Source organism: Pseudomonas sp. OIL-1 (assembly GCF_010669185.1).
In the GTDB taxonomy this organism is placed as follows: Bacteria; Pseudomonadota; Gammaproteobacteria; order Pseudomonadales; family Pseudomonadaceae; genus Halopseudomonas; species Halopseudomonas profundi.
In genome coordinates this window covers 1,755,814-1,782,621 of sequence record NZ_CP048629.1, presented here as the reverse complement: position 1 = coordinate 1,782,621, position 26,808 = coordinate 1,755,814, and the positions used below count along the sequence as shown (strand labels likewise).

The window sequence follows — 26,808 nt, the reverse complement described above, 5'->3', positions numbered from 1 at the left end:
ATTAACGGAATCCAAGGAAGGAAAGGATAGCCAGGACAATTACCACAGCGCCAACGATGTATACGATGTTATTCATGAGGTTACCTCTTATGAAATTAAGAGCTGAACCGCATGTATCTGCGGTCCCATTTATTTAACGGTCGGGCCTGAATACCCCTGGGCCGTTCCCGTTGAGATTTTGGACAGCGCAACGTCCATAAAAGTTTGTTCTGATCTCAGGTTAGCCTTCATATAATTTTGCGCTGCGGGCAACTACGGCGGTCAACTCAGGCAGGTGCAGCAACCTGCCTATAATCTTGCGCGAGCGGTGCGAGATATGACGGAAGCCCTGCTTATTGAAAATGCCGCATCAGGTTCTAGTCAGTAAGAATCGCGGGGGGCAGCCCCTGGTCTTCACGCCGGCGCGCCTGCATGCGGATTCCGAGTATGCGGCCCCACGGCGAATCTACTGGCGCCTGCCATGCCTGGCGATGCAGCCAGAGCAGAGAGGTTGCATCGCCAGCCAGAGCACTCTGCTCAACCTTGTCCAGCGCTCGCGGCCCCTGGTCCAGACAATCATGGCAGAGATGCTCAAGCCAGGCAGCACGTGGACCACGGCGCCTGTCCCGGGCAAGTGAGACTTGCAGGGCATTGATTCGCGGATGAATGACCGCTTCATAGAAAGCCGGGAAATCACTGCTGGCCGTCTCCAGCCCGCGTGTGTCCGCAAGCCCATCGACCAGGTCCGAGCCCTGCGTCTCCTCTGGAATCATCAGCAGCTTCCGACGACGCAGCCCTTGCCCTACCCGCACTTTGCCCAGGATGACAAATATCGGTGCAGCCAGTACCAGTGGTAGCGCGACCGGCAGAGACCAGAGGAAAAACATCGGGTCCAGCCACCAGGCAAAGGAGGACCAGGAGATCGCCAGCAACGTCCCTATCGCCTGGTTGAGAATGGCCTTGCCCCAGCCAATTTCACCCGCACGGTTCTGCCCGGCCCAGCGCAAAGTGACATTCAGCACCGCCTCCAGGATGTACCGTGAGTGCGCCAGCATGCGAATTGGCGCCAGCAAGGCCGAGATAAAGATCTCCATCAAAACGCCTGCAGTCATACGCACGAACCCACCGAACGCCCTGGCCCGCCCGCTCAACAGCGCGTCGATCAACGCGAGGAATTTAGGCAGAAACAGCAACGTCATGGTAATGGCGACCAGGACGACAGCGCGTATCGGCTCCCACTGCGGCCAGAGCGGATGGAGCTGGTGCGGATCCGGAAAATAATCGATAGGCATCAGCACCATGCGCGCTGCTTCGACGGTAGTCAGCACCAGGAATGCCAGCCAGAGTGGCGAGGCAAAATACGACATGATGCCGTTGACTAGCGCCATGCGGTGCGCGGCGCGCATGCCCTTGCCGCGCAACAATAACCAGAGATGTTGCATATTCCCTTTCGCCCAGCGTCTGTCACGGGTCAGCTCTTCTACCAGGGTCGGCGGCGACTCTTCATAGCTCTGATCCAGCCCTGGCTCAAGCCAGACCTCCAGACCGGCCCGTCCCATATAAGCGGCCTCGACAAAGTCATGACTCATGATCGGTCCGCGAAACAGCCCCCAGCCCGGCAGCTTGCGCAACCCGCAATGTTTCATGAAGGGTTGGGTCCGCAGAATTGCGTTATGTCCCCAGAATGCAGCTTCGCCCAGCTGCACTGCTGCCAGGCCAGTGGTGAACAATGGGCCATACAGCTGATTGCCGAATTGTTGTACGCGGGCAAATACCGATTCGCCGTTGAGCAACGCCGGAGAGGTCTGCAGAATGCCCACACGGGGATGACGCTGCATCAGCTGAACCATGCGCACCAGCGTTCGTCCACCCATGAGGCTGTCGGCGTCGAGCACAACCATATACGGATAATTACGTCCCCAACGGCGCAGAAAGTCTCCGATATTGCCGCTTTTGTAGTTCAGATTCAGCGTCCGGCGTCGGTAGAACAACCGGCCCCCGGCACCCAGCTCCTTGCACAGGCCCGCCCAGGCAGTCTGTTCCCTTAGCCATATGTCCGGATCGCGGCTGTCGGAGAGGATATGGAAGTCAAAATGGTCCAGCTGGCCGGTGCGCTCGAGGCTGCGATATACCGATTTCAACCCACTCAGACTGCGCTCGACCGACTCGTGGTAGATCGGCATGACGATCGCCGTGCGCGCGAGCGCCGTGCCCGCCAGCGTGGCCTGATCCTGCTGCGCCAGAAGTGAATGACGATCGCCGCCGATCCGACGAATGCAGAAGCCGATCAACCCCACCCAGAAGCCGATGGAAATCCAGGTGAACAGAATAGCGAACAGCACCGCCATGGCTATTTCCAGAGCGGTGCCACCGTTATAAGGCAGCACTGAAAGCATGAAATAGGTAGCCACGGCCGTCTGCAACAACACCGCCAGCAGCAGGAAGCTGCGGCGCCACGCCGCGGCACAGCGCCAGCGCGACGCACTCAGGTGCCGGTCGGCTTCGGGTAACTCTGAACGGAGGGCAGTCATCAGTGCGTGCCGTAACCGATACTGCCGCGGCAGATCGGCGGGGCCGGCACCGGCACACCGGCAGGCAATAATTCGAAGCGCTCTTTGACCATCTCCATGCAAGCCTGAAAGAAATCCGGCGCATCCGCTTCAAGCGCCTCGGCGACAATGCGCAAGGCCTGTCGCTCGACGCCTGCATCGATGTTCACACCAGTCCATTGTAAATACGCAAGCACCCTGGCAAGCGCAATTTCAGCCCGGATCGGCTGCATGGGAAGCTCCTTATTTGCGCTGGATCACACCGAGCACGCCGTTGCCAGGCGGAAGCTCGTAGCTCCACGTTTCGCTGAGAGTGTCTTCGTGCTGACCGAGATAGGCGCGCAGTGCCAGGGGTTTGTCCGCTACCGGCCGCGCCAGAACGGATAATCGCCAGCGCTGCAGCGGTTCAACATACTCGACAAAATGCTCGAGCACTTCGGTGCCTTCCAGACCGCTGACATGGCCAACGACCGGTGCGTCTGGCTCAAGATCAGCGAGCGGGCCATCAGCGAAGTCCACGATCACCCGAACCGAACCTGGCTGGGTCCCGCCGCCCACGCGCATGCCATCACCAAGATAAGAATCTACCGCACGTCCCAGAGGTTCATTCGCCACCCGGTCACCGCCAAATCGTGCGGTGTAGTTGAAATGCAGCGACTGCTCCTTGCTGATCTGGCCATCAGTGCGCCAGAACGCCACCACATTGTCGTTGGTTTCGTCTGAGGTCGGCAGTTGCACCAGTACTACATGGCCCTGGCCCCAGTCACCTTCAGGTTCGATCCAGGCGCTGGGTCGCGTTTCATACCGGGCCTCAAGATCCATATAGCTGGTGAAATCGGTATCGCGCTGTAGCAGACCAAAGCCGCGCACATTATGCGTAGCGAAGTAATCAATACTCAGGGTTTGGGGATTGCGCAGCGGTCGCCACAACCATTCATCACTGTCGCCGTCGTGTATCAGCAAACCATCCGAGTCGTGAACTTCCGGCCGCCACTCACCGGGCGGCAGCAAGGTATTCTCGCCGTAATAGAACATGCTGGTCAGCGGCGCAAGCCCGAGCATTTCCACCGGATTGCGGGGGAACAGTGCCGATTCGACCTTGAGCGCAGTCTGTTCGCCGGGCATGACTGTAAATTTGTAGGCGCCGGCGAGGCTTTCGCCATCCAGCAGTCCATAAAAGGTCATGGCTTCCGCGTCACCTGCGGGCTTCTCGAGCCAGAACTCAATAAACGAGGGAAATTCCTCGCCGCTGGGCAATCCGGTGTCGACTGCTATGCCGCGACCCGACAGGCCAAAATTGTTTTCCTTGCCCACCGCGCGGTAGTAGCTGGCGCCAGCGAAAACGAGGAACTGGTTCATGACATCAGCCCCCTCAAAGGGAAAGGTCAGCTTGAACCCTGCGTAGCCCATATCGGCGGGTACCAACCGCTCGATATCCGGATTGGGGTAGGTGAACTGCCGCTTCTCGAAGTTGACCGGATCCACTGCTCCCTGATCCACGACGTTGATCCGCACCGCATGGTTATAGAACAGCCCCGGCGGGATCATCATGACCTTGAACGGCGTCTCGTCGTCGTGCCAGAGGCTGCTCTCTGGCTTGAAGCGAATCCCCTGATAATCCTGGTAATTGAGATCGCGAAGAAAGCGCGGCACCTGAGCGGGTGCCGCATAGGGATTCAACGCCAGTTCTCTGGCTTTTCCGATAACAGTTTCGAAGTCGAAATTCTGTTCCTGGGCCAGAAGCGGCATAGACAAAACGAAGGGCAATGCCCTGAGGAGAAACCTGATCATCATTAAGCCGTTCCTTGCGAGCATTCAAGCACTAAACAGTTGACCCCGAACGGGCCGTTAGGGTCGGTTTCCGTTTGATCGCGGGCTGCGATGAAACGGGACCAGCCCTGGTGTCCTCGGCCGCCAGGCCGTCGGCCACTTCCCTGACCACGCACACAAATACGCAGCTGATTAGTGCCAGGAACCATCATGAAGTTCCGGACTCACCCGGACGGGCGTATTCTGCAACCGGCCGCTACATCCTTTACACTGTTTGGGTACACAATCAGGAGCGCTACATGGCCAAGCCAAATTACTCGTTTGAAAAACGTCAGCGAGAGCTGAAAAAAAGCAAACAGCAGGAGGAAAAGCGTCAGGAAAAGCTCGCACGTAAAGCCGCAGGTGATAGTGAGACCGACCCGACTGCGGGCGATCCGGCTACCGATGAAAATGCCCAGGACGACACCGGCAGGAGTGAATAGCCCGCGCTTGTTGATTTGCCCATTGGTAATTTCAACTGCCCCTGAAAAGGGCATGCGCCCGCGTTGCCTGATCCATAACGTGCGTTTACGGAGGAGACTTTGCTGACACTGCCATTATTCGTTCTGGCCCTGTTATTGCTGAGCATGACACTGCTGGCGAAAATCCGCCTGCACGACTGGTGGCTGCGCGCGTGCGAATTTCCGCGCCTGCAGATCGCAACCCTGGCCTTGCTGGTGATCGTGCTTTCAGCCTGGAGCGAAGAGCCATGGCAGATCCCGACGCTGGTCTGCGGAGGCCTGGTTCTGGCAGGCCAGCTGTACCGTATTCTGCCCTGGACGCGATTGTGGAAGTTGCAGGTATTGAGCGCCGATGATGCGGACAAGGACAGTTGCATTACGCTGCTCATCTCCAATGTGCTGACCCCCAACCGCAACGCGGAGGGTCTGATCAGCCAGATTCTGGAACATCAGCCAGACATTATTCTGACTCTGGAGTCTGACAGCTGGTGGGGTGAGCAACTGGACGCCGCGCTGACTGACTGGCCACACCGGGTCAGCATTCCCCAGGACAACCTGTACGGCATGCATCTGTATTCACGCTTGTTGTTGCAGGATATCGAGGTCAAGCGCTTGATCCAGGACGACATTCCGTCGATTCATGGTGGCGTCGAACTCAGGGATGGCAGCACCATCAATTTTCATGCTTTGCATCCACGCCCACCCGCGCCCAACGAGAGCAAGGAGTCACTCTGGCGTGACGCCGAGCTGTTGCTGGTCGGCAAGCATATTCATGAACGTAACGAGCCCGCATTATTGATTGGCGATCTGAATGATGTCGCCTGGTCCCGTACCACCCGCACGTTCAGCCGCGTGAGCGGGATGCTGGATCTGCGCTGTGGCCGTGGCATGTTCAATACCTACAATGCCTGGCACGTGCTGCTACGCTGGCCGCTCGATCATATATTCGTTACCCGGCACTTCAAACTGTGCGCGATCAAGCGACTGAAAAAGTTTGGCTCTGATCATTTCCCCATCATGGCAACGCTCTGCTACACGCCGGACGAAGCGCATGAGCACGAAAAGCCGACAGCGGACGCCGAGGAGAAAGAGCAAGCCCGCGAGACAATCGAAGAAGCACGCTCACGCGATCAGGAAGAGTGACGTGCGGCGCCGCAATGCACCCCGCCTTTACACACAAGGCGGGTAGATCACCACCGGTAACGTTACCGCTGCAGCAGCGACGGCGGATAACAGATAAATGCCGCCGCTGATACGGGCGATGAATTTCCGATGCGAGTCCTCGGTGGCGCTGGTATCCGGCCCGGCTTTCCAGCATCGATAAGCGGCAATGAGCAGCAACAGCGTGACGCACGCCCCCAAGCCCAGCAGCAGCGCGTTAATCCATGTCCAGGGGCCGAGCTCCGCAGCGGGCGGTGCGACATTGCAGCCTATTCCCTGCAGCCCATACAGCACAACAAACCAGCCTGACCAGATGATCAGCCCCATGACCAGCTGTATCGGATGTGAAATCGAAAACATCAGCTACCTCCCCACCCCATAGGCAGCCAGACGAAAGCCGCGACAGCCAGCCAGAAGATCGCCAGCGTATAGACCCACAGTGGCCACACCACGAAAGGCTCGTAAGGTACGCGCACACTGACATAGCCGAACTGGACTCGCATAGCCTGCATCGCCGTAACGACAGTCGACAGACCACTGTGAATCAGCAGATACATGAGCATGACAGTCAGTACCGAATCATGCGCAAGCTCGGTCGCTTGCAGGGGCGCACTGAGCAGCACCCACAACAGTAGCGCAAAGTGTGCCAGGCCGATGACAGACGAAATCCAGAACAGGCCCTGCATGCCCTTGGCGTTTCCTGCGCGCAATCGACCTACTGCATAGCGAAACACCAGCGCAGCGACCGTCAGCAGCGCCCCACTGAGCAGTAACGGCCATAACGCAAGCGGACCCTCCTGCGGTGCTTGCCATTGCGGCGCGGCGGTCCACAGATAAAACCAGCCGAACAGGAGTGACGCGTAGAGCGTCCCATTGCCCATCATCGCCACGTTCATGCCCCATAACCCCGGGCTGTTGAAGGTTCGCGAATGCAGCGGTGGATCGGTGCGTTCATCGGCGGTCAGCGGCGCGCTGCTGGCATGGGCACCGTTATGCCAGCTCCAACGCAACAGGGAGAGCACCGCAAATACCGCCGCTACAAGCGCCACCCAGTAGCTTTTGGTCAGCAGGCCCAGACAGACCACAGCAATGATCGCCCCGCTTTGCAGCGGTAGCCATGAGTTCGTGGGCAAATGTATGACCTGCATGACCTTGCCGGTGCCGGCTTGCGAGCCGTATATCTCGCGCCGGCCATGGCTGACATCTGCCAGGCCGAATTTACCATCGGCAATATCCTGCGGGAGCGCCGGATCCTCGAACAGGGGATGCCGGGTCGGCACGTCGGGCAGACTGGCAAAGTTGTACGGACTGACCGGCATTTCAACCGCCCATTCAAGCGAGTCGGCGTTCCACGGGTTCTGCCGCGCCAGCCTGCCAAAGCGGAAATGTAGCAACACGTCGACGATAACCGCGGCGATACCGATGGCCATGATGAAACCGCCGACCGACGAAATCAGGTTGAACAGATCCCAGCCCAATCCCGCCTCATAGGTATAGACGCGGCGTGGCATGCCAAACAGGCCGGTCAGATGCATGATCAGAAAGGTGACGTTAAAGCCGATAAACGTAAGCCAGAAGCCCCAGCGACCCAGCGTGTCCGAGGGCATGCGCCCGGACACATGGGGTAACCAGTAATAGAACCCGGCAATCAGCGGAAACAGCATGCCGCCGACCAGTACGTAGTGCATGTGCGCGACCACAAAGTGCGTGTCGTGCACCTGCCAGTCAAACGGCACCAGCGCCAGCATGACGCCCGTCAGACCGCCAGCGACGAAGATGATCAGAAAGCCGAGAATCCACAGCATGGGCAGGTGAAACACCACCCGCCCGGTCCATAGTGTGGCGATCCAGGCGAAGAACTGGATAGCGGTGGGTATTGCCACCAGCATGCTTGCCATCGAGAAGAACGCCAGCGCCAGCGAGGGAATGCCCACGGTAAACATGTGGTGGACCCAAAGCCCGAAACTGATGAAGCCCATCAGAATGATCGCCAGCACTATCCAGCGATAACCGAGCAGCGGGCGCTGGGCAAATACCGGAATCAGTGTCGAGACTATTCCCGCACCCGGCAGAAAGATGATGTACACCTCTGGGTGCCCGAACAGCCAGAACAGATGCTGCCACAACAGTGGATCACCACCGCCTGCCACTTCGAAGAACACCATGCCTGCGGCGCGCTCGAGCTCAAGCAGGATGCTGCCGAGAATCAGCGGCGGAAAACCAAAGACGATCATCAAGGCCATCGCCAGAATGTACCAGCAGAAGATCGGCATCTTGCGCAGCGACATGCCGTTGGCCCGGGTGCGCAGGATCGAGACGACCAGCTCGACCCCGGCGGACATCGCCGAGATTTCTACAAAGGTAATGCCCAGCAGCCAGAAATCCGGACCCAGCCCCGGGGAATAGAAAGAGCCACTCAGGGGCGTGTACATAAACCACCCGGCGTCGGGGGCCATGTTCAGGAACAGACTCGAGACGATGATGATCCCGCCGAACAGATAACAGTAATACCCCAGTGCGCTGAGACGTGGGAATACCAGGTCACGGGTCCCGATCATCTTCGGAATCAGGTACATCGCTGCGCCTTCCAGAACCGGAATGGCGAACAGAAACATCATCACCGTACCGTGCATGCTGAAAATCTGGTTGTAAGCGTTGGAACTGAGAATGTCCTGTTCCGGCAGCGCCAGCTGGGTGCGCAACAACATGGCCAGAATGCCGCCAATCAGGAAAAACACCATGCCGGTGACAACGAAACGCAGCCCCACAGACGTATGGTTGACCGCGGACAGCTGGCCCCAGCCGGGCAGATTCCCCCATACCCGATCAAACTGTTCCAGCCGCCCTCGGTTGCCTGTGTTTCTGAGTTCACTCATCGGCCTGCTCCTGCATCAGCCAGGTTTGAAATGCCTCTGGTTCGAGGGCCTCGACCATAAAATGCATATGCGCGTGGCCTGCCCCGCAAAATTCGGCGCAATGACCACGGTACGTCCCGGGTTGGTCCGCCTGAATTCGAATGACATTGGTACGGCCCGGGATGACATCCAGCTTCCCGGCCAGACGCGGCACCCAGAAGGAATGGATCACGTCTGCGCTGTTCAGGTGTACGTCGACCGGCTCACCGGCAGGAATCACCAGCCGGTCCTCCAGCACAATATTGCTGTCGGGATAGCTCACGTCCCAGCGCCACTGCTGCGCCGTAATATCGAGCCGTACAGGTTCACCCTGCTCCAGTGGCAGCGGCAACATGGCCCGCCCTATCGGCAACCCGAACGTTAGCACCACCGCCAGGCTGACCCCCGGGAGGACCAGCCCACCCCAGATGACCCAACGGTTCTGCAACCGTTGGGACTGCTGCTGGTCTACATCGCCTGGATCCCGGTGCATGGCATAGAACCACAGGGCAAACACCACCAGCATCACCAGCGTGAAATAGCCGAACATTCCCCACCACAGCCAGGACGCGGCGGTGGCGGACGGCCCGGCCGGATCCAGTGCGGAGAACGGCCCGCCGCAACCGGTGACAAGCAGGCACATGCCAAGCAGCCCTGCGCCTGCTAACCTTCTGAAGAACGACCCGGAACGGAAACCGGCGATGACTTCTCCGAAACCACGAGGATCACGATGAATTCCGCTTCCATTGCCAGCAAACTCGCCATTCATGGTCACCCCATCCATCCGATGCTGATTCACTTTCCGGTGGCAGCGCTGCTCGGTGTTATCGGTACCGATGTCGCCTATGTGCTTACGCAGGATCACTTCTGGGCGCGTGCCAGCCTCTGGCTGGTCGGTATTGGCACCCTGGGCGGCTGGGTATCGGGCACCATCGGGCTGCTCGACCTGGTGATCGTCAGCCAGATCCGCCGCCTGATCACCGCCTGGTGCCACGGCATACTGGCCGTAATGATGCTGTCGCTCGCCACGCTCAATTGGTTGATACGCCTCGACGAACCGGCCAGCGCGCTGTTTCCGTGGGGGATCTATCTGTCGCTGCTGAGCGGCGTGATGATTTCCCTGACCAGTTTCCTCGGCGGACAGCTGGTTTATGACCATGCCGTCGGCGTGTCTCACGAGAAGATCAGAGAACGCGCCGAGCGGCTGGGTGTTGATCCCTGACACGCGCCTGCTCATGGCATAACCTGCAACGGCGGCTTGGCCAGCACCAGCCAGACGATTCCGATCATCAACAGGCATTGAACGAGGCCGAGGGCCCAGCACCATGGAATGGTCGGCTTGCCGTTGCCCGACTCGGCACGCAGGATCAACAAACCGGTCGCTGCGTGTGAGAGCACCAGCCCTGCCACCAGCGTCAACTTGGCGATCAGCCAGATATCCACCGTATGATCAATCAGGAAAACCAGCGTCCCGGCAATGATTGCAAATAACGCTGCCGGGGTAGCAATACGCGTAAATACCATGCGTGCGATCGAATCGAAGGGATCAGCGGGCTCGCGGAACGCGTTTTCCCGGACCAGACTTCCGGCAATCAAGGCGGGGAGATACAGCAGCGAGGCAGCCCAGAACAACAAACCAATCAGATGTGGCACGAGAAACCAGAGCATGCGCTGGGCCGTCTCCTTTTGTTATTTGCCGGGTCAGTTCACAGTATGTTGACAACAGCGACACTAAAAGTTGCGCATACCAATGTCACAGCGAGGATCACCAGCAGCCCGTCGTTGACGACCAGCGACAAACCAAAGGCGGCCAATGCCAGCCCCACCACCGAGGCGGAAAACGGCACAATCTCCATCATTGGCAGTCCAAAACCGATCACCACACAGATCAAGGCAATGGCGTAAGCGGCACCATTGGTTACCAGCACCGTCCACCGCGGGCGTAGTACAGAGTCGACGCGCCGCGCAACCGGGCGCACCCAGGATATTGCCTTGATCAGATGGTCATGTTTGACCGAGCGATTGAGAAGCCAGGCTGGCAGCCAGAACTGTTTGCGCCCGAACAGCATCTGCACGGCAATGAGCAGGATGAATATAGCCATGGTCGTGGCCATGCCGGGGATTCCGCTGAGCGGGGACGCCAGAATGATACCGGCCAGCATCAACAGTGGTCCGAAGGAACGCGTGCCGATGGACTCCACCACCAGCCGCAGCGAGACCTCGTCGCGGCCCCGGTTAAGCCTGGCGAGATGATCCAGTAGCTGTTGAAGGTTTCGCAGGGGTCGACGCATACCGTGGTGGTCATCCTCGCTGAAGCTCAAAGTTTGGAGAGACATTCGGCTGCGTTAGTTCGTTCAGAAACGACTGCGGCCCGGATCGCTCCGGGCCGCAGGGCAAGCTACCGTTTTCGGCGCGGCCGCCAGGCCTAGAGCGGTTTGCCCCGGTTGCCATGTGCAGCAACGAACTGTTGAACGTCAACCAGGTGGTTCGGCAGTACGCTGTAGCGTTCTTCGCGTTCGAACAGGTCCGCCAGATGCGCAGGCAGGGTCGGCTCTTCAGCGATCGAAGACTGACGCACCGCATCGGGAAACTTGACCGGATGCGCAGTGCCCAGCGTGATCATCGGCAGGCTCATGGAGCGGCGGCATTCACGGGCGGCACGCACGCCAATCGCTGTATGCGGATCCAGCAGCTCGCCACATTCCTTGTAGACCTCGGTGATGGTGGCGCAGGTTTGCTGGTCATCCACAGCGAGCGAGTCAAACAGACGGCGGGTTTCGGTCCAGCGTTCTTCTTCCACTGAAAGTTTGCCCGTCTGGCGGAACTGATCCATCAGCTTGGCTACCTGCGGACCGTTGCGTCCGTGCATGTCGAACAGCAGGCGCTCGAAATTGGACGAGACCATGATATCCATCGATGGCGACAGCGACGGATGCAGCGCGTCCTTGTCGTACTGGTTGCCGCTCATGAAGCGATGCAGGATATCGTTACGGTTGGTCGCCACGATCAGCTGACTGATCGGCAGACCCATATTACGCGCCAGGTAACCGGCGAAAATGTCACCGAAGTTGCCGGTGGGCACAGAGAATGCCATCGACCGCGCTGGCCCACCGAGCTGCAGGGCTGCGTGGAAGTAGTAGACGATCTGCGCCATGATGCGCGCCCAGTTGATCGAGTTGACTGCAACCAGCCGCGTACCCTTGAGAAATGCCTGATCGGCGAAGCTGGCCTTGACCATCTCCTGGCAATCATCGAAGTTGCCTTCGATGGCAATGTTGTGAATGTTGTCCCCGGCAATGGTAGTCATCTGCCGGCGCTGCACTTCCGACACCCGGTTATTCGGATGCAGGATGAAAATATCGACGTTCTCGCAACGGCGGCAACCTTCAATTGCTGCAGAGCCTGTATCACCCGAGGTCGCCCCCATGATCACCACGCGCTCGCCGCGCTTGACCAGGAAGTAGTCCAGCAGACGGCCGAGCAACTGCAGGGCGAAATCCTTGAACGCCAGAGTCGGGCCGTGGAACAGCTCCATGACCCATTCGTTAGCGGCCAGCTGACGCAGTGGTGCGACCGCCTGGTGCTCGAACACGGCGTAGGTCTCGCGCAGGATTTCGCGGAAATCGGCATCAGGAATGCTGCCCGCAACGAAGGGCCGCATCACATTGAATGCCAGCTCGTGATAAGGCAGCCCGGCCCAGGAGGCGATCTCTTCCTGGGTAAAACGCGGCAGATTCTCGGGCACATACAGGCCACCATCAGTGGCCAGACCTGCAAGCAGTACATCTTCGAAATTCAGGGCCGGTGACTGCCCGCGGGTGCTTATATAGCGCATCGTAAAACCCTTCAGGTTTTAGCCTGAAGCCACAAGCCCGAAGCTTGAAGTCGTATGCTTCCAGCCTCCAGCCTCCAGCCTCCAGCTTTTTTAATTCAGTTGTTCTACACGGATCCGCATCAGCGGCGCCGCGATATCATCCAGCGCTTCCAGAGCGGCGATGGCCTCGTTCATGCTCTGTTCACGCACCCGGTGCGTCATCAGAATGATCGGAACCAGACCATCCTGCTCCTCCGCTTCCTTCTGGATAATCGATTCGATATTGATACCGCGCTCGGACAGGATTGAAGCGACTTTGGCCAGCACACCGGGACGGTCCTTGGCATGCAGACGCAGATAGTAGGCGGTGTTCACATCCCCTACTGGCAATACCGGGAAATCAGACAGCGAGTCGGCCTGGAACGCCAGATGCGGAACCCGATTGTTCGGATCCGTGGTCAGCGTTCGCACCACATCAATGATGTCCGCAACGACTGCCGAAGCGGTAGGTTCCGCACCTGCCCCGGCCCCGTAGTACAGCGTGGAGCCAACCGCGTCACCGTTGACCATGACCGCGTTCATCACACCTTTGACGTTGGCCAGCAGGCGATCGGCTGGAATCAGTGTGGGATGTACCCGCAGCTCAACGCCGGACTCGGTGCGTCGGGCAATACCGAGATGCTTGATGCGATAACCAAATTCCTCGGCATAGTTCACGTCAGCCGTCGTCAGCTGGGTAATGCCTTCGGTGTAGGCCTTGTCGAACTGCAGCGGAATGCCAAAGGCGATGGAGGCGATGATGGTCAGCTTGTGCGCCGCATCGATACCTTCCACGTCAAAGGTCGGATCAGCTTCTGCATAGCCAAGCGCCTGCGCTTCAGCCAGTACATCGGCGAAGGCACGGCCCTTGTCGCGCATCTCGGTGAGAATGAAGTTGCCGGTGCCGTTGATGATTCCGGCAACCCAGTCAATGCGGTTGGCCGCCAGGCCTTCACGCAGCGCCTTGATGATCGGGATACCGCCTGCCACGGACGCTTCAAAGGCGACCATGACCCCCTTCTCCCGTGCAGCCTCGAAGATCTCGTTGCCATACACCGCAATCAGGGCCTTGTTGGCGGTGACGACGTGCTTGCCGTTGGCAATGGCCTGCAGGACTACTTGCCTGGCGACGTCACTGCCACCGATCAGCTCGACGATAATGTCGATGTCAGGATTGTTGACCAGCGTGAACACATCGTCGACCACCTCGGTGTCGCCGAGGCTGCACGCCGGGTTGAGTCGCCGCGTGGCAATCTGTGCCACCTCGATGTCACGCCCGGCGCGCCGCACGATTTCCGCTGCGTTGCGTTGCAGGACGTTAAAGGTGCCACCGCCAACGGTGCCCAGACCACATATTCCAACTTTGACCGGTTTCAAACTAAGGCCCCTACTTATCCGCTGTGTTGTTTATCTGAATCAAGAACCATCCAGGTATGTCCGGCTCGAACTGCCAACGCTACTGATTAGCGAGCGCTTCCTTGGCCAGCGCTGCAGCCGGCTTGTAGCCAGGAATCAGCACGCCATTTCCGAGGAAAATCGCGGGGGTACCCTGTACCCCAACCTGACGACCCAGCTCAAAATGCTTGGCGACCGGGTTATCGCAGGTCGCTTCCTTCACGCTGTCACCCTGCTTGGCGCGGGTCATTGCAGCCTGTTGATCCTCGGCGCACCAGATCGACTGCATGGTGCGTGCTGTCTCGGTCGACATGCCGCCGCGGGGGAAAGCCGCGTAGCGGACTTCGATACCCAGCTTGTTCAACTCGTCTACTTCGGTGTGCAGCTTGCGGCAATAACCGCAATCCGTGTCCGTGAACACGGTGATATGAGCCTTCCGCTCTTCGGCGGGAAAGATCACCAGTTCGTTTTTCGGGATCGCATCAATGGCTTCACCGATGCCCTTGGCTTCCGCCTCGGCGGTCAGGTTGCGCGGCTGCGCACCGCTGACATCGAATATCGCACCCTGAATGATGTGGCTGCCATCTTCGCTGGCATACAACAGACGACCGCTTTCAAGCTGAACCTGGTACAGACCGTCAACAGGTGCGGGACTTACCGCCTTGATGTCGCCACTCAGGTTGAGTTTGTCGAGGCTGGCACGGATGGCTTTTTCGGCATCAGCCGAGACCTGCGCAGCGCACAGGGCCAGCAGACAGCCGGCAACATATCTGAAACGCATTGATTCGATCCTCCGGAAGACGCGCAAGCTTAGCATGAAACCGCCCCCTCACCCACGTGGATGATGGCTGGCGTGCAGATCCTTCAGGCGATGGCGTGCGACGTGAGTGTAGATCTGCGTGGTAGACAGATCGGTGTGTCCAAGAAGCATTTGTACCACACGCAGGTCAGCGCCGTGGTTGAGCAAATGGGTGGCAAACGCATGCCGCAGGGTATGCGGCGACAACCCACCGCGAATATTCGCCTGCACGGCGTGCAGCTTGATTCGGTGCCAGAACGTCTGCCGGGTCATCTGCCGCGCCTGCTTGCTGGGAAACAAAACATCACTGGGCTGACCATTGAGCAAAGCCGGACGGGACTCCCGCATGTAACGATCAAGCCAGCTCAAGGCTTCCTCACCGAGTGGGACCAGGCGCTCCTTGTTACCCTTGCCTGTTACCCGCACGACACCCTGGCGGATATTGACCTGATCCAGGCGCAGCTCAACCAGCTCGGTAACCCGCAGACCACATGCGTACAGCACCTCGAGCATGCAGCGATCGCGCAGCCCCAGGGTGTCGTCGACATCCGGTGCATCCAGTAGCGCTTCGACATCCGCCTCGCTGAGCGACTTGGGCAGCGAACGCCCCAGCTTGGGCAGTGCGATGTCCAGCGTAGGATCTTCAGTGATCAGACTCTGGCGCAGCGCGTGGCGGTAAAAGCCGCGGATGCAGGACAAATGCCGAGCAGTGGAGCGGGCGTGATAGCCCTTACCGATGCGCCAGGCAAGATGCTCCATCAGCATTGTTCGTGTGGCTGCCAGCAGGCCCGAGCGGCGCTGATTCAACCAGCCGCCCAACAACTCCAGATCGGTGCGATAGGCGGCCAGGGTCTGACGCGAAAGCCCGCGCTCCAGCCACAGGCTTTCAATATAGCGCTCGATGGCACGCACATCAGCTGTGGCCAGCTCAGCTTCAGGCGAGGCTGCCGCCCCGGCACCATATACGTGTTTCGCCGGGCGACCCCGATTAATACTGGCGGACATGCTTATCTCATCTTGGTGGCTGTCCATGATAAAACCATCAGACAACAAAAAAGCAGCCCGAAGGCTGCTTTTTGTGCTGCAGGACTGAAATCAGCCCAGCTTTTCCTTGATACGTGCGGCCTTGCCGGACAGGGCACGCAGGTAGTACAGCTTGGCCTTGCGCACGTCACCGCGACGCTTGACGTTGATGCTGTCGATCAACGGCGAGTAGGTCTGGAAAGTACGCTCCACACCGAAACCGTTGGAAATCTTGCGCACTGTGAAGGCAGAGTTCAGCCCACGGCTACGCTTACCGATAACCACGCCTTCAAAGGCCTGCAGGCGCTGACGATCACCTTCCTTTACTTTTACCTGAACAATAACGGTGTCACCCGGCGCGAACGCGGGGATCTCTTTGGTCATCTGTTCAGCTTCGATCTGGGCAATAATATTAGACATCACAAACTCCTGCACAAGCCGCCGGACTTGCTAATGGTTATCGGTTTCCTGCTCGCGGATAAATTCCGCCAACAGCTGTTGCTGTTCTTTGCTCAGCATAAGATCCTCGAGCAACTCTGGCCGGCGTTGCCAGGTTCTGCCCAGGGACTGCTTGAGTCGCCAGCGCCGGATCAACGCGTGATTACCACTGAGCAGCACCTCCGGTACGCGCTGCCCTGCAAACTCTTCCGGCCGGGTGTAGTGTGGACAATCCAGCCACCCTTCCGAAAACGAATCTTCTGCCGCTGAATCCGCATGCCCGAGCACGCCGGGAATCAGCCGGGTCATTGCATCCAGGAGCACCATGGCTCCCAGCTCACCACCGGACAGAACGTAATCGCCGATGGACACTTCTTCATCGACACAGCGCTCAATGATCCGCTCGTCAATGCCTTCGTAGCGCCCGCAGAGCAGCACTACGCTTTCCAGCTGCGCCAGCTCGGCGGCGCGCTCCTGGCTGAGCGGCTGCCCCTGGGGTGACAGATAGATCACCCGTGGCGGCGTTGGGGCCTGCTGCCGGATAGCCTCGATGGCGTCGAGCAGTGGTTCCACCTTCATCAGCATTCCCGGTCCACCACCAAATGGCCGGTCATCGACTGTTCGATGACGATCATGGGCGTGATCACGGGGATTGCTGAACGCAACGCTCAGCTGGCCACGCTTTACCGCACGACCGGTTACGCCGTAATCGGTAAGCGCTGCAAACATCTCGGGAAACAGGGTAACTACACCGGCCCACACCGGTCAGAACTCCGGATCCCAATCAACCTGCACAATGCCTGTGCTCAGATTGATGTCTTTCACGTACTGGTCCGGCAGATAGGGCAATAGCCGCTCACGCTGGTCCAGACTGCCTTCGCAGGGCTTGACTACAAACACGTCGTTGGAGCCGGTTTCCAGTAGATGGTCTACGCGACCAAGCAACTGACCTTCAAGGTTCACTACCTGCAAACCTTCCAACTGATGCCAGTAAAACTCACCTTCGTCGAGATCAGGCAATGCGCTCTGCACTACACATATCTCGAAGTCCGTCAGATCAAGCGCCTGGTTGCGGTTGTCCAGCCCTTTGAGCTGCACTACCAGCACCCGCCCCTGAAGTCGGGCATCGGTGAAGGTTACTGTCCGCTTATCGGCGCCCTTGCGGAGCGTCCATCGCGGATAGTCCAGAATGTTATCCAGCGGGTCGGTATGCGAATACACCTTGACCGCCCCCCGAATTCCATGAGCCCCGACAATCTTGCCGAGAACCACCAGAGGCGATTCAGCGGACTCAGGCACGCTGGTCATACTCAGGCGGAAGCCTGATTTTCCTTCAGCAGTGATGCAACACGCTCAGACGGCTGTGCACCCTGGCTCAGCCAGTAAGCTACGCGCTCCTGGTTGACCGACAGGCGGGTTTCAGCACCGGCAGCAACCGGGTTGAAGAAACCTACACGCTCCACGAAACGGCCATCACGGGCGTTGCGGCTGTTAGCGACGGTCAGATGATAGAAGGGGCGCTTCTTGGAGCCACCACGAGCTAGACGAATGGTTACCATGTGGACATCGTTTCCTGTATTTGAGTAACGCTACAATATTTCAACGAGCCTATAGCCCGAAAGGTCGCGTATTCTACGGAATAACGCGGCCATTGAAAACAGTTATTTGCCTGGCGCCGATTCAGCGACAGGTCTGATCAGAACTTGGGCATTCCGCCACCGGGGGGCAACATGCCGCCGCCACCGCCTGCGCCGCCCATTCCACCCATGCCGCGCATCAGCTTGGCCATACCGCCCTTGCCGCTGACTTTCTTCATCATCTTCTGCATCTGCTTGTGCTGCTTGATGACGCGTCCGATATCCTGAATCTGGGAACCGGAACCGGCGGCAATCCGGCGCTTGCGCGAACCGCTGATTATATCAGGGTTGCGCCGCTCAGCGGGGGTCATCGAGTTTATGATGGCCTCCATCTGCTTGAACTGTTTTTCAGCCTGGGTCTGGGCCGTTTCCATTTGCGACGGATTGATCTTGCCCATCATCGGCAGTTTGTCCATCAGCGACCCCAGCCCACCCATACCACGCATCTGCTGCAGCTGGTCACGGAAGTCTTCCAGGTCGAAGCCCTTGCCCTTCTTGAGCTTCTTGGCAAGCTTCTCTGCCTTGTCCTTGTCCAGTTTGCTTTCGGCCTGCTCGATCAGACTGAGCACATCGCCCATACCGAGAATACGCGAGGCGATACGATCCGGATGGAACACTTCGAGCGCGTCGGTTTTTTCCCCGACACCCAGGAATTTGATCGGTTTGCCGGTGATGTGACGTACCGACAATGCGGCGCCGCCACGGGCATCCCCGTCGACCTTGGTGAGAATCACACCGGTCAGCGGCAGCGCCTCGTTAAAGGCCTGCGCGGTGGCAGCCGCATCCTGACCGGTCATGGCGTCGACCACAAACAGGGTTTCGGCCGGTTTCGCCGCCGCATGCACTTCGCGGATCTCGTCCATCATGTCGGCGTCGATCGCCAGACGGCCGGCGGTGTCGATAATCAGGACGTCCATGAAGCGGTTTCGCGCTTCACGTATAGCCGCTTCGACAATGGCCACCGGACGCTGACTGATATCCGACGGGAAGAAATTGATATCGACTTCGGCCGCCAGTGTCTCGAGCTGCTTGATCGCCGCCGGGCGATACACATCAGCACTGACCACCATCACCTTTTTCTTCTGGCGTTCGCGCAGGGTTTTGCCCAGCTTGGCAACCGAGGTGGTTTTACCTGCACCCTGCAAACCGGCCATGAGGATGATCGCTGGGGGCGCAACATTGAGATTAAGACCCTCGGACTCTCCCATGACCGCTTCCAGCTCGGTCTTGATGATCTTGACGAACACCTGACCGGGCGACAGGCTGCGCGAAACCTCCTGCCCAACCGCACGTTCCCGCACCTGATCAACAAAACTCTTCACCACGGGCAGCGCCACGTCGGCTTCAAGCAATGCCATGCGCACTTCGCGCAGCGTGTCCTTGATGTTCTCTTCGGTCAGCTTGGCCCGGCCGGTAACGCCGCGCAGACTATGGGAAAGGCGTTCGGTAAGATTTTCAAACATCGATGATTCTCCTTTGCTTCACGCGCCCGCCACGGGTAGAGAAGCCTGTTAGCCGGCAAGTATACCTATGCCTATGCGCAGATTACAGGGAAGCGCTTTATCAGCACCGCGGCTTATGCCACACTCCATTTTATTGATAACCACTCTCAAGGACGTATGACTGCTCTGATCCCCAGCATGCTGGCTGCCGGGCTTTACCTGGGCGGCACGCTTTATCAATTTCAGTGCTTCAGCAAGCGCCTGACAGCGAATGCCCATATTTTGCGTGTGGTCGGGTTCGTTGCGCTTCTGGTACACGCGGTCAGTCTTTTTCTGCAGCTGTTCTCTGGTCAGGGACTGTCGCTCGGTTTTTTCAATGCGGCATCACTGATTGCCTGGCTGGTGGTGGGACTCACGCTTGCGTCCAGCTTCCGGGCTCCGGTGATGACGTTGCTGCTGAGCCTGTATCCATTGGCTCTGGTTACCGTTTTGCTGGCTGCATTATTACCCGACCATGGCACTATTTTCGTTGCCGACCGCCACGGCCTGATTGTGCACATACTGCTGTCGATCCTGGCTTACGGCATCCTGTCAATTGCCGCGTTCCAGGCAGCGATGCTGGCAATCCAGGAATATCAGCTCAAACACAAGCGCCCAACCCGCTTCATCCGCACTTTCCCGCCGTTACAGACCATGGAGCGCCTGCTGTTCCAGTTCCTCATGTGCGGCGAGGTCCTGCTGACCCTGGCACTCATATCAGGTTTTGTATTTCTGGAAAACATGTTCGCCCAGGACGTCGCGCATAAAACCCTACTATCCTGTCTGGCATGGATCCTGTTCGGCATTCTGCTATGGGGCCGGCACGTACGCGGCTGGCGCGGCAGCAATGCAATTCGTTGGACCCTCGCCGGTTTCCTGGTGTTGATGCTCGCGTATTTCGGTAGCAAACTGGTACGCGAATTCATACTCCCACTGTGATCACTTCTTATAGTTCCGAGGCAATCCCTTGAACGAAGCCCCCATCGGCATGCTGATGCTCAGCCTGGCAGTGCTGATCCTTCTTTCCGCTTTTTTCTCCAGCTCCGAAACCGGCATGATGAGCCTCAACCGTTATCGGTTGAAGCATCTGAGCAAGGAAGGAAACAAGTCCGCCAGACGCGCCTCGCGCCTGCTTGAGCGCCCGGACCGTCTGCTGGGTACCATTCTGGTCGGCAATAATATCGTCAACATCCTCGCCGCCTCGATCGCCACCATTGTCGCCGTGCGCATATGGGGGGACGCCGGCATTGCGATTGCGACCATCGGGCTGACCGTCGTCATTCTGATATTCGGCGAAATCACGCCGAAAACGCTGGCCGCGCTGCGCCCGGAATTGATCGCCTTCCGCGTCGGCATCATTCTGGAACTGCTGCAGCGGCTGTTCTATCCCCTTGTCTGGGTCTGTAACGCGCTGAGCAACGGCCTGCTCAAGCTGATCGGGGTCAATCCTGCCGACGCGGACGAAGGCCAGCTCTCCACCGAGGAATTGCGCACCGTCGTCCGCGAGGCCGGTCTGGGCATCACCCGCAGCCGCCAGAATATGCTGCTGGGTATCCTCGACCTGGAAAAGATGACGGTTAACGACATCATGGTGCCGCGTAACGAAGCGATGGGCATCGATCTCGACGATCCTCTATCGACCATCCTCAATCAGTTGCGCACCTGCCATCACACCCGCTTGCCGGTCTACCAGGGCGACATCAACAATATCACCGGCATCGTGCACATGCGCTCGATTGCCCGCTTGCTGAGCCGCGGCACCCTGACCAAGGACTCGCTGATTTCGGCTTGCAAGGAGCCCTATTTCATCCCGGAAAGCACGCCGCTGCATACGCAGCTGTTCAACTTCCAGAAGAACAAGCGCCGGATTGCCTTTGTGGTGGATGAATATGGCGATGTGATCGGGCTGGTCACACTGGAAGATATCCTCGAAGAGATCGTGGGCGAGTTCACCACCGATCTGATGCCGAGTCAGGATGTACACCCCCAGGATGACGGCACCTTTGTGATTGATGGCAGCGCTGCGCTTCGTGATGTGAACCGTCAGCTGCAATGGAAACTGCCGGCGGATGGCCCTAAAACGTTGAATGGATTGATTACCGAACAGCTGGAGAGCATTCCCGAAACCAGCGTCTGCCTGGCGATAGGGCAGTATCGGATCGAGATACTTCAGACCAAGGACAACATGGTCAAAAGCGCCCGCGTATGGAACCGGGCGCTGGATCAGATCATGGCCGCAAAACCGCTTTAACTTCTTTCAGGCGGCACACACCTCGGGTTATAGCCTGACTTCGATCGAACCTGCCGCGCGCATCGCTGTGTCGCGCGCCTCTTCCACCGTTGCGCCGCGTGCCAACGCAACGCCCATACGTCGCCGCCCCTCCACCTCGGGCTTACCAAACAGACGCAGCTGGGTATCAGGCTCGGCAAGCGCCTGCTGCAGGTTATCGAAACTGACGTTGTCCGACGTGCCGTTGACCAGCAGAACTGCCGACGCGGACGGTCCTAACTGGCGGATCAACGGAATCGGCAGGCCGAGTATGGCGCGTGCGTGCAAGGCAAATTCGGACAGGTCCTGGGAGATCATGGTGACCATGCCGGTATCGTGCGGGCGCGGCGACACTTCGCTGAACCAGACCTGATCGCCCTTGACGAAGAGCTCCACGCCAAACACACCACGCCCGCCCAGGGCGTCCGTCACCGCCAGTGCGATCCGCTGCGCCTCGGCCAGCGCGGCTTCGGACATCGCCTGGGGCTGCCACGATTCATGGTAGTCGCCCGCTTCCTGGCGATGGCCAATCGGGGCGCAGAATTGAGTGCCGCCGAGATGGCGGACGGTCAGCAGCGTGACCTCATAATCGAAATCGACAAAGCCTTCGACAATCACCTTGCCCTGCCCCGCCCGACCTCCCGCCTGGGCGTAATCCCAGGCGGGAGCCACGTCTGATTGATTACGTACCAGACTCTGGCCCTTTCCGGATGAACTCATCACCGGCTTGACCACGCAGGGCAAACCCACCGCATCCACCGCGGCAAGATATTCATCATGGGTTTCGGCGAACTGATAGGCCGAAACAGGCAGACCGAGCTCTTCAGCGGCCAGCCTTCGTATGCCCTCGCGGTTCATCGTCAGCCAGGCAGCTTCGGCGGTCGGAATCACGTGATAGCCTTCCTGCTCAAGCTCGACCAGCATGGGCGTGGCAATCGCCTCGATCTCGGGAACGATATAGTCAGGCTGTTCAGCTTCGATCACCTCGCGCAACAATCGACCGTCCAGCATGTTGAGTACGTGGCGACGATGCGCCACCTGCATCGCTGGCGCGTTATCGTAGCTGTCGACGGCGATCGTCTCACAGCCCAGCCGCTGCAGCTCGATGACCAGCTCCTTACCCAGCTCCCCCGAACCCAGCAGCATTACCCGCGTAGCATTCGCCGCGTGGGGCGTTCCGATGGTAGTCATGGCGGGTTTCCTCGAGTATCTGTTGACGCACTGATCCACAAGCCCTGGTCGCGTGCACGCTGCTCGCACAGCTTGAGAATTTCCTGCTTCTCGGCATCGCTGATCCGGCCCCAGCGTGTGATTTCCTGGCCGGTGCGCTGACAACCGGTGCAGATATCCTGATCATCCAGCACGCAAATGCTGACGCAGGGAGAACGTACTGTCGTATGCATAACCAGTCAATCGCGTTGCGGCTTGAGGTCGCGACGGTAGCGCTGGGCGTTATGCACATAGTGCGCTGCGCCCGCCTCAATCGCCCTTTTCTGGTCTTCGCTCAATTGTCTGACGACCTTGCCTGGCGAACCCATTACCAGCGACCCGTCGGGGATTTCCTTGCCTTCGGGTATCAGAGCATTGGCACCGATAATGCAATGCTTGCCAATTTTCGCCCCGTTAAGCACCACGGCGTTGATCCCGATCAGGCTGTAATCGCCCACGGTACAGCCATGCAGCATGGCGTTATGCCCCACGGTAACGCCCTTGCCCAGGGTGAGCGGCGAACCCGGGTCGGTATGCATCACCGCGCCGTCCTGCACGTTGCTATGCTCGCCCAGCAGGATCAGCTCATTGTCTCCGCGCAATACCGCTCCGAACCAGACGCTGGCGCCCGCTTCCAGGCGCACCTTGCCGACGACCACAGCGGTCTCTGCAATCCAGGCATCGTCTGCCATTTCTACGCGGCTATCTCCGAGGCTGTATTTCATCGTGATTTCTTCTCCTGGTCCGACTCATAAGGGACGCTCAACGGGATATTGGCATCAAAGGCGACGTTCATCAGTTCAGTCAACATCAGAGCGGTCAGCCCCCAGATCTTGAAACCCTCATAACGGTAACTGGGCACGTACCAGCTACGGCCTTCGTAATCGATACGGTGGGTCATTTCGCGGGGATCTTCGAGCAGATACCTCACCGGCACGCAAAAGATCTCTTCAATCTCGTCCGCGTTCGGCGTCAGTTCAAATTCGTCCGGGAGGATGCCTACGTACGGGGTGACCTTGATGCCAAAGCGCGACACCAGACTGTCCATCGGGCCGATCACCTCGATCAGCTCCGGGCTCAGCCCGATTTCTTCATGGGTTTCCCGCAAGGCAGTGAATTGCAGGTCAACATCGCCCGGGTCCCGTCGCCCTCCCGGGAAGGCGACTTCCCCTGAATGCGTCGATAATCGCCTCGAGCGCAGCGTCAGAAGGATCTCAGGTTCATTGTGCACACAGGTAATCGGGATCAGCACGGCAGCCTCCGGCAGGCCCGCCGCTTCGATGATGCGCGGCTTGTGATCCATTACCCGCATGCGCAGCTTGTCCAGCATGCACATACCTCGCTGTTTGCCTTGAGTCTGTGGATATCGACGGCGCCGTGGAGGCTCGACTGATTCGGCATTCCGCTCGCCCGCGCGACCATTGAGATAAGGTTCGCAGGACCGGTCAAACGCTGCGGGATATCGACAGACACGTATGATGTCATGATCATCTGATGAGAACCAGAACCCTGCCCGGGCTGAATAACCCCTTATAGAAGCGGAGTGTACCGGCCGCTGCGCTCGCAGGGCTTGCCGCATGACCGGATGAACCGCAAGATATGACACAGCATGTATCTTCCACGAAGCGAAGCCGTTACCAGATGAAATTTTGCAGCCAATGCGGGGAAGCAGTCTCCGAACGCATTCCAGCCGGCGATAATCGCGTGCGTTTCGTCTGCGCTCATTGCGAGACGATTCACTACCAGAACCCGCGCATTGTCGCCGGTTGCCTGGTGACCCACGAGCACCAGGTACTGCTGTGCCGCCGGGCAATCGAGCCACGCCATGGTTTCTGGACCCTCCCCGCCGGCTTCATGGAAAATGGCGAGACCACCGAGCAAGCAGCGCTGCGCGAGACCTGGGAAGAAGCCAGAGCGCGGGTGGAGGCGCAGCAGTTGTATATGCTGTTCAACCTGCCGCATATCAATCAGGTTTACATGTTCTTCCGCGGACAATTGGCCGACATGGAGTTCGCCGCCGGTGAAGAGAGCCTGGAGGTTCGGCTGTTCAGCGAATCGGATATCCCCTGGGACCAGCTGGCCTTTCCCACGATCAGCAAGACGCTGCGCCAGTATTATACCGACATACACACCCGCGAATTCCCGGTTCGCATGCTCGACATACCCTGGCCGCCACATCGACGCCCTGGCTCACTGTCATGACACGACTGTTGGTGGCGCTCCTGTCCGTCCTGTTCGCGTCGTTGTGCTTGGCCAGCCCTCCGCCGATCGACAAACTGCTGGTGCACAAGCAAGAGCGCCGGCTGGAAGTAATCAGCGACGGCAAAGTCATCCGGGAATACCGGGTAGCGCTCGGCAAGCAACCGGTAGGGCATAAACGCCAGCGAGGGGACCAGCGCACCCCGGAGGGCATCTACAGGATCGACTGGCGCCACAAGAGCCCTAATTACAATCTGAGCCTGCATCTTGATTATCCGAATCTGAAGGATCGCGCAACGGCCTATGAACGCGGCCTGGACCCGGGCAACATGATCATGATCCATGGCACACCGGAGGACGAGGAATATCCCGAGTGGTTCTTCAAGGGGCTCGACTGGACCAACGGCTGTATTGCGCTGGACAACAAGAGCATGCAGGAACTGTGGGACCTGGTGCCGGATCAAACCATTGTCGAAATCAGACCTTGATTCAGGTCAACACCTGTCTCTGGCATTTAAGGGAGACTCTTCATCAAGAACACGGCGGATGAGCCTGTTGACGTTCAAGAGAGGAGATTTCCATGAAGATCAAGCTGCTGTATCTGGCCATCGCGGCCAGCCTGGGCCTGAGTCCGGCGGCCATGGCCGATCGTGCCACCAGCGAGCCCATCCAGCCCATTCAGGAAGCGAAGGTAACAGAACCGGCCAAGGTCGAGCTGGGCAAGAAGCTGTGGTTTGACCCTCGCCTGTCCCGTTCCGGCTTCATCTCTTGCAACTCCTGCCACAACCTCAGCACCGGGGGCAGCGATAACCTGCCCACCTCTATCGGTCACAACTGGCAGGAAGGTCCGATCAACTCGCCAACCGTGTTGAACTCCAGCCTGAACGTGGCGCAGTTCTGGGATGGCCGCGCTGCCAACCTTCAGGAGCAGGCTGGAGGCCCGATTTCCAACCCTATGGAAATGGCTTCCACCCACGTACTGGCGCTGGACGTGATCAGTTCGATACCCCAGTACCTGCAGGCATTCGAGGAGATCTACGGCACCCAGGAAATCACCATCGATAACGTCACCGACGCCATCGCTGTGTTCGAAGAAACGCTGGTCACGCCCAATTCACGCTTCGACCGATGGCTCAAGGGTGATGACAAGGCATTGAGTGAAGAGGAACTGCTCGGTTACCAGACATTCAAGGATATCGGCTGCGTTGCCTGTCATAACGGCCCCGCGGCTGGCGGCACCTCCTTCCAGCGCATGGGCGTGGTCGAACCCTATCAGACCACCAACCCGGCCGAAGGCCGTGTCGCCGTCACCGGCAAGGACAGCGACCGCTTCAACTTCAAGGTGCCAACCCTGCGGAACGTGGAGTTGACCTACCCCTATTTCCACGACGGCGCCTATTGGGAGCTGGAAAAGGCCGTGGATGTCATGGGCCGTTTGCAGCTGGGCCGCCAATTGAAGGAAGACGAAATCGACAATATCGTCGCCTTCCTCAAAACCCTCACTGGTGATCAGCCCGACTTCCAGCTACCGCACCTGCCACCGTCCACCAACGATACACCGCGTCCTATCCCGTTCGAGACCAGTCCCGAACCGAACACAGGGAAGAGTGAATAACAGCTACATCGCAAGCGACCTCGCTCGGACTATGCAA

At 58.7% G+C, this 26,808-nt stretch carries 29 protein-coding genes; 8 read left to right on the top strand and 21 right to left on the bottom strand.

All coding sequences use genetic code 11. The annotated features are described in order from the left end of the window. Positions 1–356: 356 nt before the first annotated feature. From mdoH to G3M63_RS08395, 3 genes are read right to left on the bottom strand one after another with little or no spacing between them, the layout of a single operon-like run. Positions 357–2,510 (bottom strand): glucans biosynthesis glucosyltransferase MdoH, encoded by a 2,154-nt coding sequence (gene mdoH / locus G3M63_RS08405; RefSeq protein ID WP_163982593.1) that lies wholly within the window; start codon positions 2,508–2,510, stop codon positions 357–359. Continuing rightward, positions 2,510–2,761 carry a hypothetical protein gene (locus G3M63_RS08400; RefSeq protein ID WP_163982591.1) on the bottom strand — a complete coding sequence of 84 codons (252 nt, stop codon included), beginning with the start codon at positions 2,759–2,761 and terminating at the stop codon, positions 2,510–2,512. The genes mdoH and G3M63_RS08400 overlap by 1 nt, the downstream gene beginning before the upstream one ends. A 10-nt stretch (positions 2,762–2,771) precedes the next feature. Beyond that, positions 2,772–4,322, bottom strand: coding sequence for a glucan biosynthesis protein G (locus G3M63_RS08395; RefSeq protein WP_218573671.1), 1,551 nt, complete (start codon positions 4,320–4,322; stop codon positions 2,772–2,774). A 275-nt stretch (positions 4,323–4,597) separates the two neighbouring features. Here G3M63_RS08395 and G3M63_RS08390 point away from each other — a divergent pair, with 275 nt between their 5' ends. After that, on the top strand, positions 4,598–4,780 hold the full coding sequence (locus tag G3M63_RS08390; protein ID WP_163981501.1) for a DUF2806 domain-containing protein: 183 nt from the start codon (positions 4,598–4,600) through the stop codon (positions 4,778–4,780). A gap of 99 nt (positions 4,781–4,879) precedes the next feature. Further along, positions 4,880–5,941 carry an endonuclease/exonuclease/phosphatase family protein gene (locus G3M63_RS08385; protein ID WP_150301847.1) on the top strand — a complete coding sequence of 354 codons (1,062 nt, stop codon included), beginning with the start codon at positions 4,880–4,882 and terminating at the stop codon, positions 5,939–5,941. Positions 5,942–5,968: 27 nt separating this feature from the next. On the opposite strand, the gene G3M63_RS08380 is transcribed toward G3M63_RS08385, so the two are convergent. The 3 genes from G3M63_RS08380 to coxB are packed head-to-tail and all read right to left on the bottom strand — an operon-like array spanning position 5,969 to position 9,496. Continuing rightward, positions 5,969–6,319 (bottom strand): hypothetical protein, encoded by a 351-nt coding sequence (locus G3M63_RS08380; RefSeq protein WP_163982589.1) that lies wholly within the window; start codon positions 6,317–6,319, stop codon positions 5,969–5,971. Continuing rightward, on the bottom strand, positions 6,319–8,835 hold the full coding sequence (gene ctaD / locus G3M63_RS08375; protein ID WP_163982587.1) for a cytochrome c oxidase subunit I: 2,517 nt from the start codon (positions 8,833–8,835) through the stop codon (positions 6,319–6,321). The genes G3M63_RS08380 and ctaD overlap by 1 nt, the downstream gene beginning before the upstream one ends. Beyond that, positions 8,828–9,496: a cytochrome c oxidase subunit II gene (gene coxB, locus G3M63_RS08370; RefSeq protein ID WP_163982585.1), complete on the bottom strand. Its 669-nt coding sequence runs from the start codon at positions 9,494–9,496 to the stop codon at positions 8,828–8,830. The genes ctaD and coxB overlap by 8 nt, the downstream gene beginning before the upstream one ends. A gap of 81 nt (positions 9,497–9,577) precedes the next feature. Between coxB and G3M63_RS08365 the strand changes: the two genes are divergently transcribed. Beyond that, positions 9,578–10,075: a DUF2231 domain-containing protein gene (locus G3M63_RS08365; RefSeq protein WP_371923578.1), complete on the top strand. Its 498-nt coding sequence runs from the start codon at positions 9,578–9,580 to the stop codon at positions 10,073–10,075. An 11-nt stretch (positions 10,076–10,086) separates the two neighbouring features. Here G3M63_RS08365 and G3M63_RS08360 read toward each other — a convergent pair whose 3' ends face one another. The 11 genes from G3M63_RS08360 to ffh all read right to left on the bottom strand — a co-directional run bounded on the left by G3M63_RS08360 (position 10,087) and on the right by ffh (position 19,461). Beyond that, entirely contained in the window at positions 10,087–10,521 is a 435-nt protein-coding gene (locus G3M63_RS08360) for a CopD family protein (RefSeq protein ID WP_163982583.1), read from the bottom strand. Positions 10,522–10,559: 38 nt separating this feature from the next. After that, the gene (locus tag G3M63_RS08355; RefSeq protein ID WP_218573670.1) at positions 10,560–11,189 is read right to left on the bottom strand and encodes an exopolysaccharide biosynthesis protein; all 630 of its coding nucleotides are present in this window, start codon (positions 11,187–11,189) and stop codon (positions 10,560–10,562) included. An 89-nt stretch (positions 11,190–11,278) separates the two neighbouring features. After that, complete coding sequence (gene thrC / locus G3M63_RS08350; RefSeq protein ID WP_150301854.1) at positions 11,279–12,688, bottom strand: threonine synthase; 1,410 nt, start codon at positions 12,686–12,688, stop codon at positions 11,279–11,281. 90 nt (positions 12,689–12,778) lie between these two features. Beyond that, positions 12,779–14,083: a homoserine dehydrogenase gene (locus tag G3M63_RS08345; RefSeq protein WP_163982581.1), complete on the bottom strand. Its 1,305-nt coding sequence runs from the start codon at positions 14,081–14,083 to the stop codon at positions 12,779–12,781. Positions 14,084–14,162: 79 nt separating this feature from the next. After that, entirely contained in the window at positions 14,163–14,882 is a 720-nt protein-coding gene (gene dsbC / locus G3M63_RS08340; RefSeq protein ID WP_163982579.1) for a bifunctional protein-disulfide isomerase/oxidoreductase DsbC, read from the bottom strand. Between the two features lie 48 nt (positions 14,883–14,930). Further along, a complete protein-coding gene (xerD, locus tag G3M63_RS08335; RefSeq protein ID WP_223825097.1) occupies positions 14,931–15,827 on the bottom strand; it encodes a site-specific tyrosine recombinase XerD in 897 nt (298 codons plus the stop codon). Between the two features lie 168 nt (positions 15,828–15,995). Continuing rightward, positions 15,996–16,343, bottom strand: a complete 348-nt coding sequence (gene rplS / locus G3M63_RS08330) for a 50S ribosomal protein L19 (protein ID WP_371923559.1) — start codon at positions 16,341–16,343, stop codon at positions 15,996–15,998. 30 nt (positions 16,344–16,373) lie between these two features. Further along, positions 16,374–17,123 (bottom strand): tRNA (guanosine(37)-N1)-methyltransferase TrmD, encoded by a 750-nt coding sequence (gene trmD / locus G3M63_RS08325; RefSeq protein WP_163982575.1) that lies wholly within the window; start codon positions 17,121–17,123, stop codon positions 16,374–16,376. Between the two features lie 3 nt (positions 17,124–17,126). Beyond that, positions 17,127–17,669: a ribosome maturation factor RimM gene (rimM, locus tag G3M63_RS08320; protein ID WP_150301860.1), complete on the bottom strand. Its 543-nt coding sequence runs from the start codon at positions 17,667–17,669 to the stop codon at positions 17,127–17,129. Between the two features lie 2 nt (positions 17,670–17,671). Next, the gene (gene rpsP, locus G3M63_RS08315) at positions 17,672–17,920 is read right to left on the bottom strand and encodes a 30S ribosomal protein S16 (RefSeq protein WP_150301861.1); all 249 of its coding nucleotides are present in this window, start codon (positions 17,918–17,920) and stop codon (positions 17,672–17,674) included. Between the two features lie 137 nt (positions 17,921–18,057). Further along, the gene (gene ffh / locus G3M63_RS08310) at positions 18,058–19,461 is read right to left on the bottom strand and encodes a signal recognition particle protein (RefSeq protein ID WP_150301862.1); all 1,404 of its coding nucleotides are present in this window, start codon (positions 19,459–19,461) and stop codon (positions 18,058–18,060) included. Between the two features lie 156 nt (positions 19,462–19,617). Between ffh and G3M63_RS08305 the strand changes: the two genes are divergently transcribed. Beyond that, positions 19,618–20,418 (top strand): inner membrane protein YpjD, encoded by an 801-nt coding sequence (locus tag G3M63_RS08305; protein WP_163982573.1) that lies wholly within the window; start codon positions 19,618–19,620, stop codon positions 20,416–20,418. A gap of 28 nt (positions 20,419–20,446) precedes the next feature. Further along, positions 20,447–21,730 carry an HlyC/CorC family transporter gene (locus G3M63_RS08300; RefSeq protein ID WP_371923558.1) on the top strand — a complete coding sequence of 428 codons (1,284 nt, stop codon included), beginning with the start codon at positions 20,447–20,449 and terminating at the stop codon, positions 21,728–21,730. A gap of 27 nt (positions 21,731–21,757) precedes the next feature. Here the strand turns inward: G3M63_RS08300 and purT are convergent, their stop codons facing one another. From purT to G3M63_RS08280, 4 genes are read right to left on the bottom strand one after another with little or no spacing between them, the layout of a single operon-like run. After that, positions 21,758–22,939 (bottom strand): formate-dependent phosphoribosylglycinamide formyltransferase, encoded by a 1,182-nt coding sequence (purT, locus tag G3M63_RS08295; protein ID WP_163982571.1) that lies wholly within the window; start codon positions 22,937–22,939, stop codon positions 21,758–21,760. Then, complete coding sequence (locus tag G3M63_RS08290) at positions 22,936–23,151, bottom strand: DUF1289 domain-containing protein (RefSeq protein WP_150301865.1); 216 nt, start codon at positions 23,149–23,151, stop codon at positions 22,936–22,938. The genes purT and G3M63_RS08290 overlap by 4 nt, the downstream gene beginning before the upstream one ends. A 6-nt stretch (positions 23,152–23,157) precedes the next feature. Then, positions 23,158–23,682 carry a gamma carbonic anhydrase family protein gene (locus G3M63_RS08285; RefSeq protein ID WP_150301866.1) on the bottom strand — a complete coding sequence of 175 codons (525 nt, stop codon included), beginning with the start codon at positions 23,680–23,682 and terminating at the stop codon, positions 23,158–23,160. Then, complete coding sequence (locus G3M63_RS08280) at positions 23,679–24,287, bottom strand: CoA pyrophosphatase (RefSeq protein WP_150301867.1); 609 nt, start codon at positions 24,285–24,287, stop codon at positions 23,679–23,681. Before G3M63_RS08280 ends, G3M63_RS08285 begins: the two co-directional genes overlap by 4 nt. Before the next feature lie 311 nt (positions 24,288–24,598). Here G3M63_RS08280 and G3M63_RS08275 point away from each other — a divergent pair, with 311 nt between their 5' ends. The 3 genes from G3M63_RS08275 to G3M63_RS08265 all read left to right on the top strand — a co-directional run bounded on the left by G3M63_RS08275 (position 24,599) and on the right by G3M63_RS08265 (position 26,771). Next, entirely contained in the window at positions 24,599–25,159 is a 561-nt protein-coding gene (locus tag G3M63_RS08275; protein ID WP_163982569.1) for an NUDIX hydrolase, read from the top strand. Further along, complete coding sequence (locus G3M63_RS08270) at positions 25,156–25,644, top strand: murein L,D-transpeptidase family protein (protein WP_150301869.1); 489 nt, start codon at positions 25,156–25,158, stop codon at positions 25,642–25,644. The genes G3M63_RS08275 and G3M63_RS08270 overlap by 4 nt, the downstream gene beginning before the upstream one ends. A 152-nt stretch (positions 25,645–25,796) precedes the next feature. Further along, positions 25,797–26,771: a cytochrome-c peroxidase gene (locus tag G3M63_RS08265; protein WP_256670012.1), complete on the top strand. Its 975-nt coding sequence runs from the start codon at positions 25,797–25,799 to the stop codon at positions 26,769–26,771. Positions 26,772–26,808 lie beyond the last annotated feature (37 nt).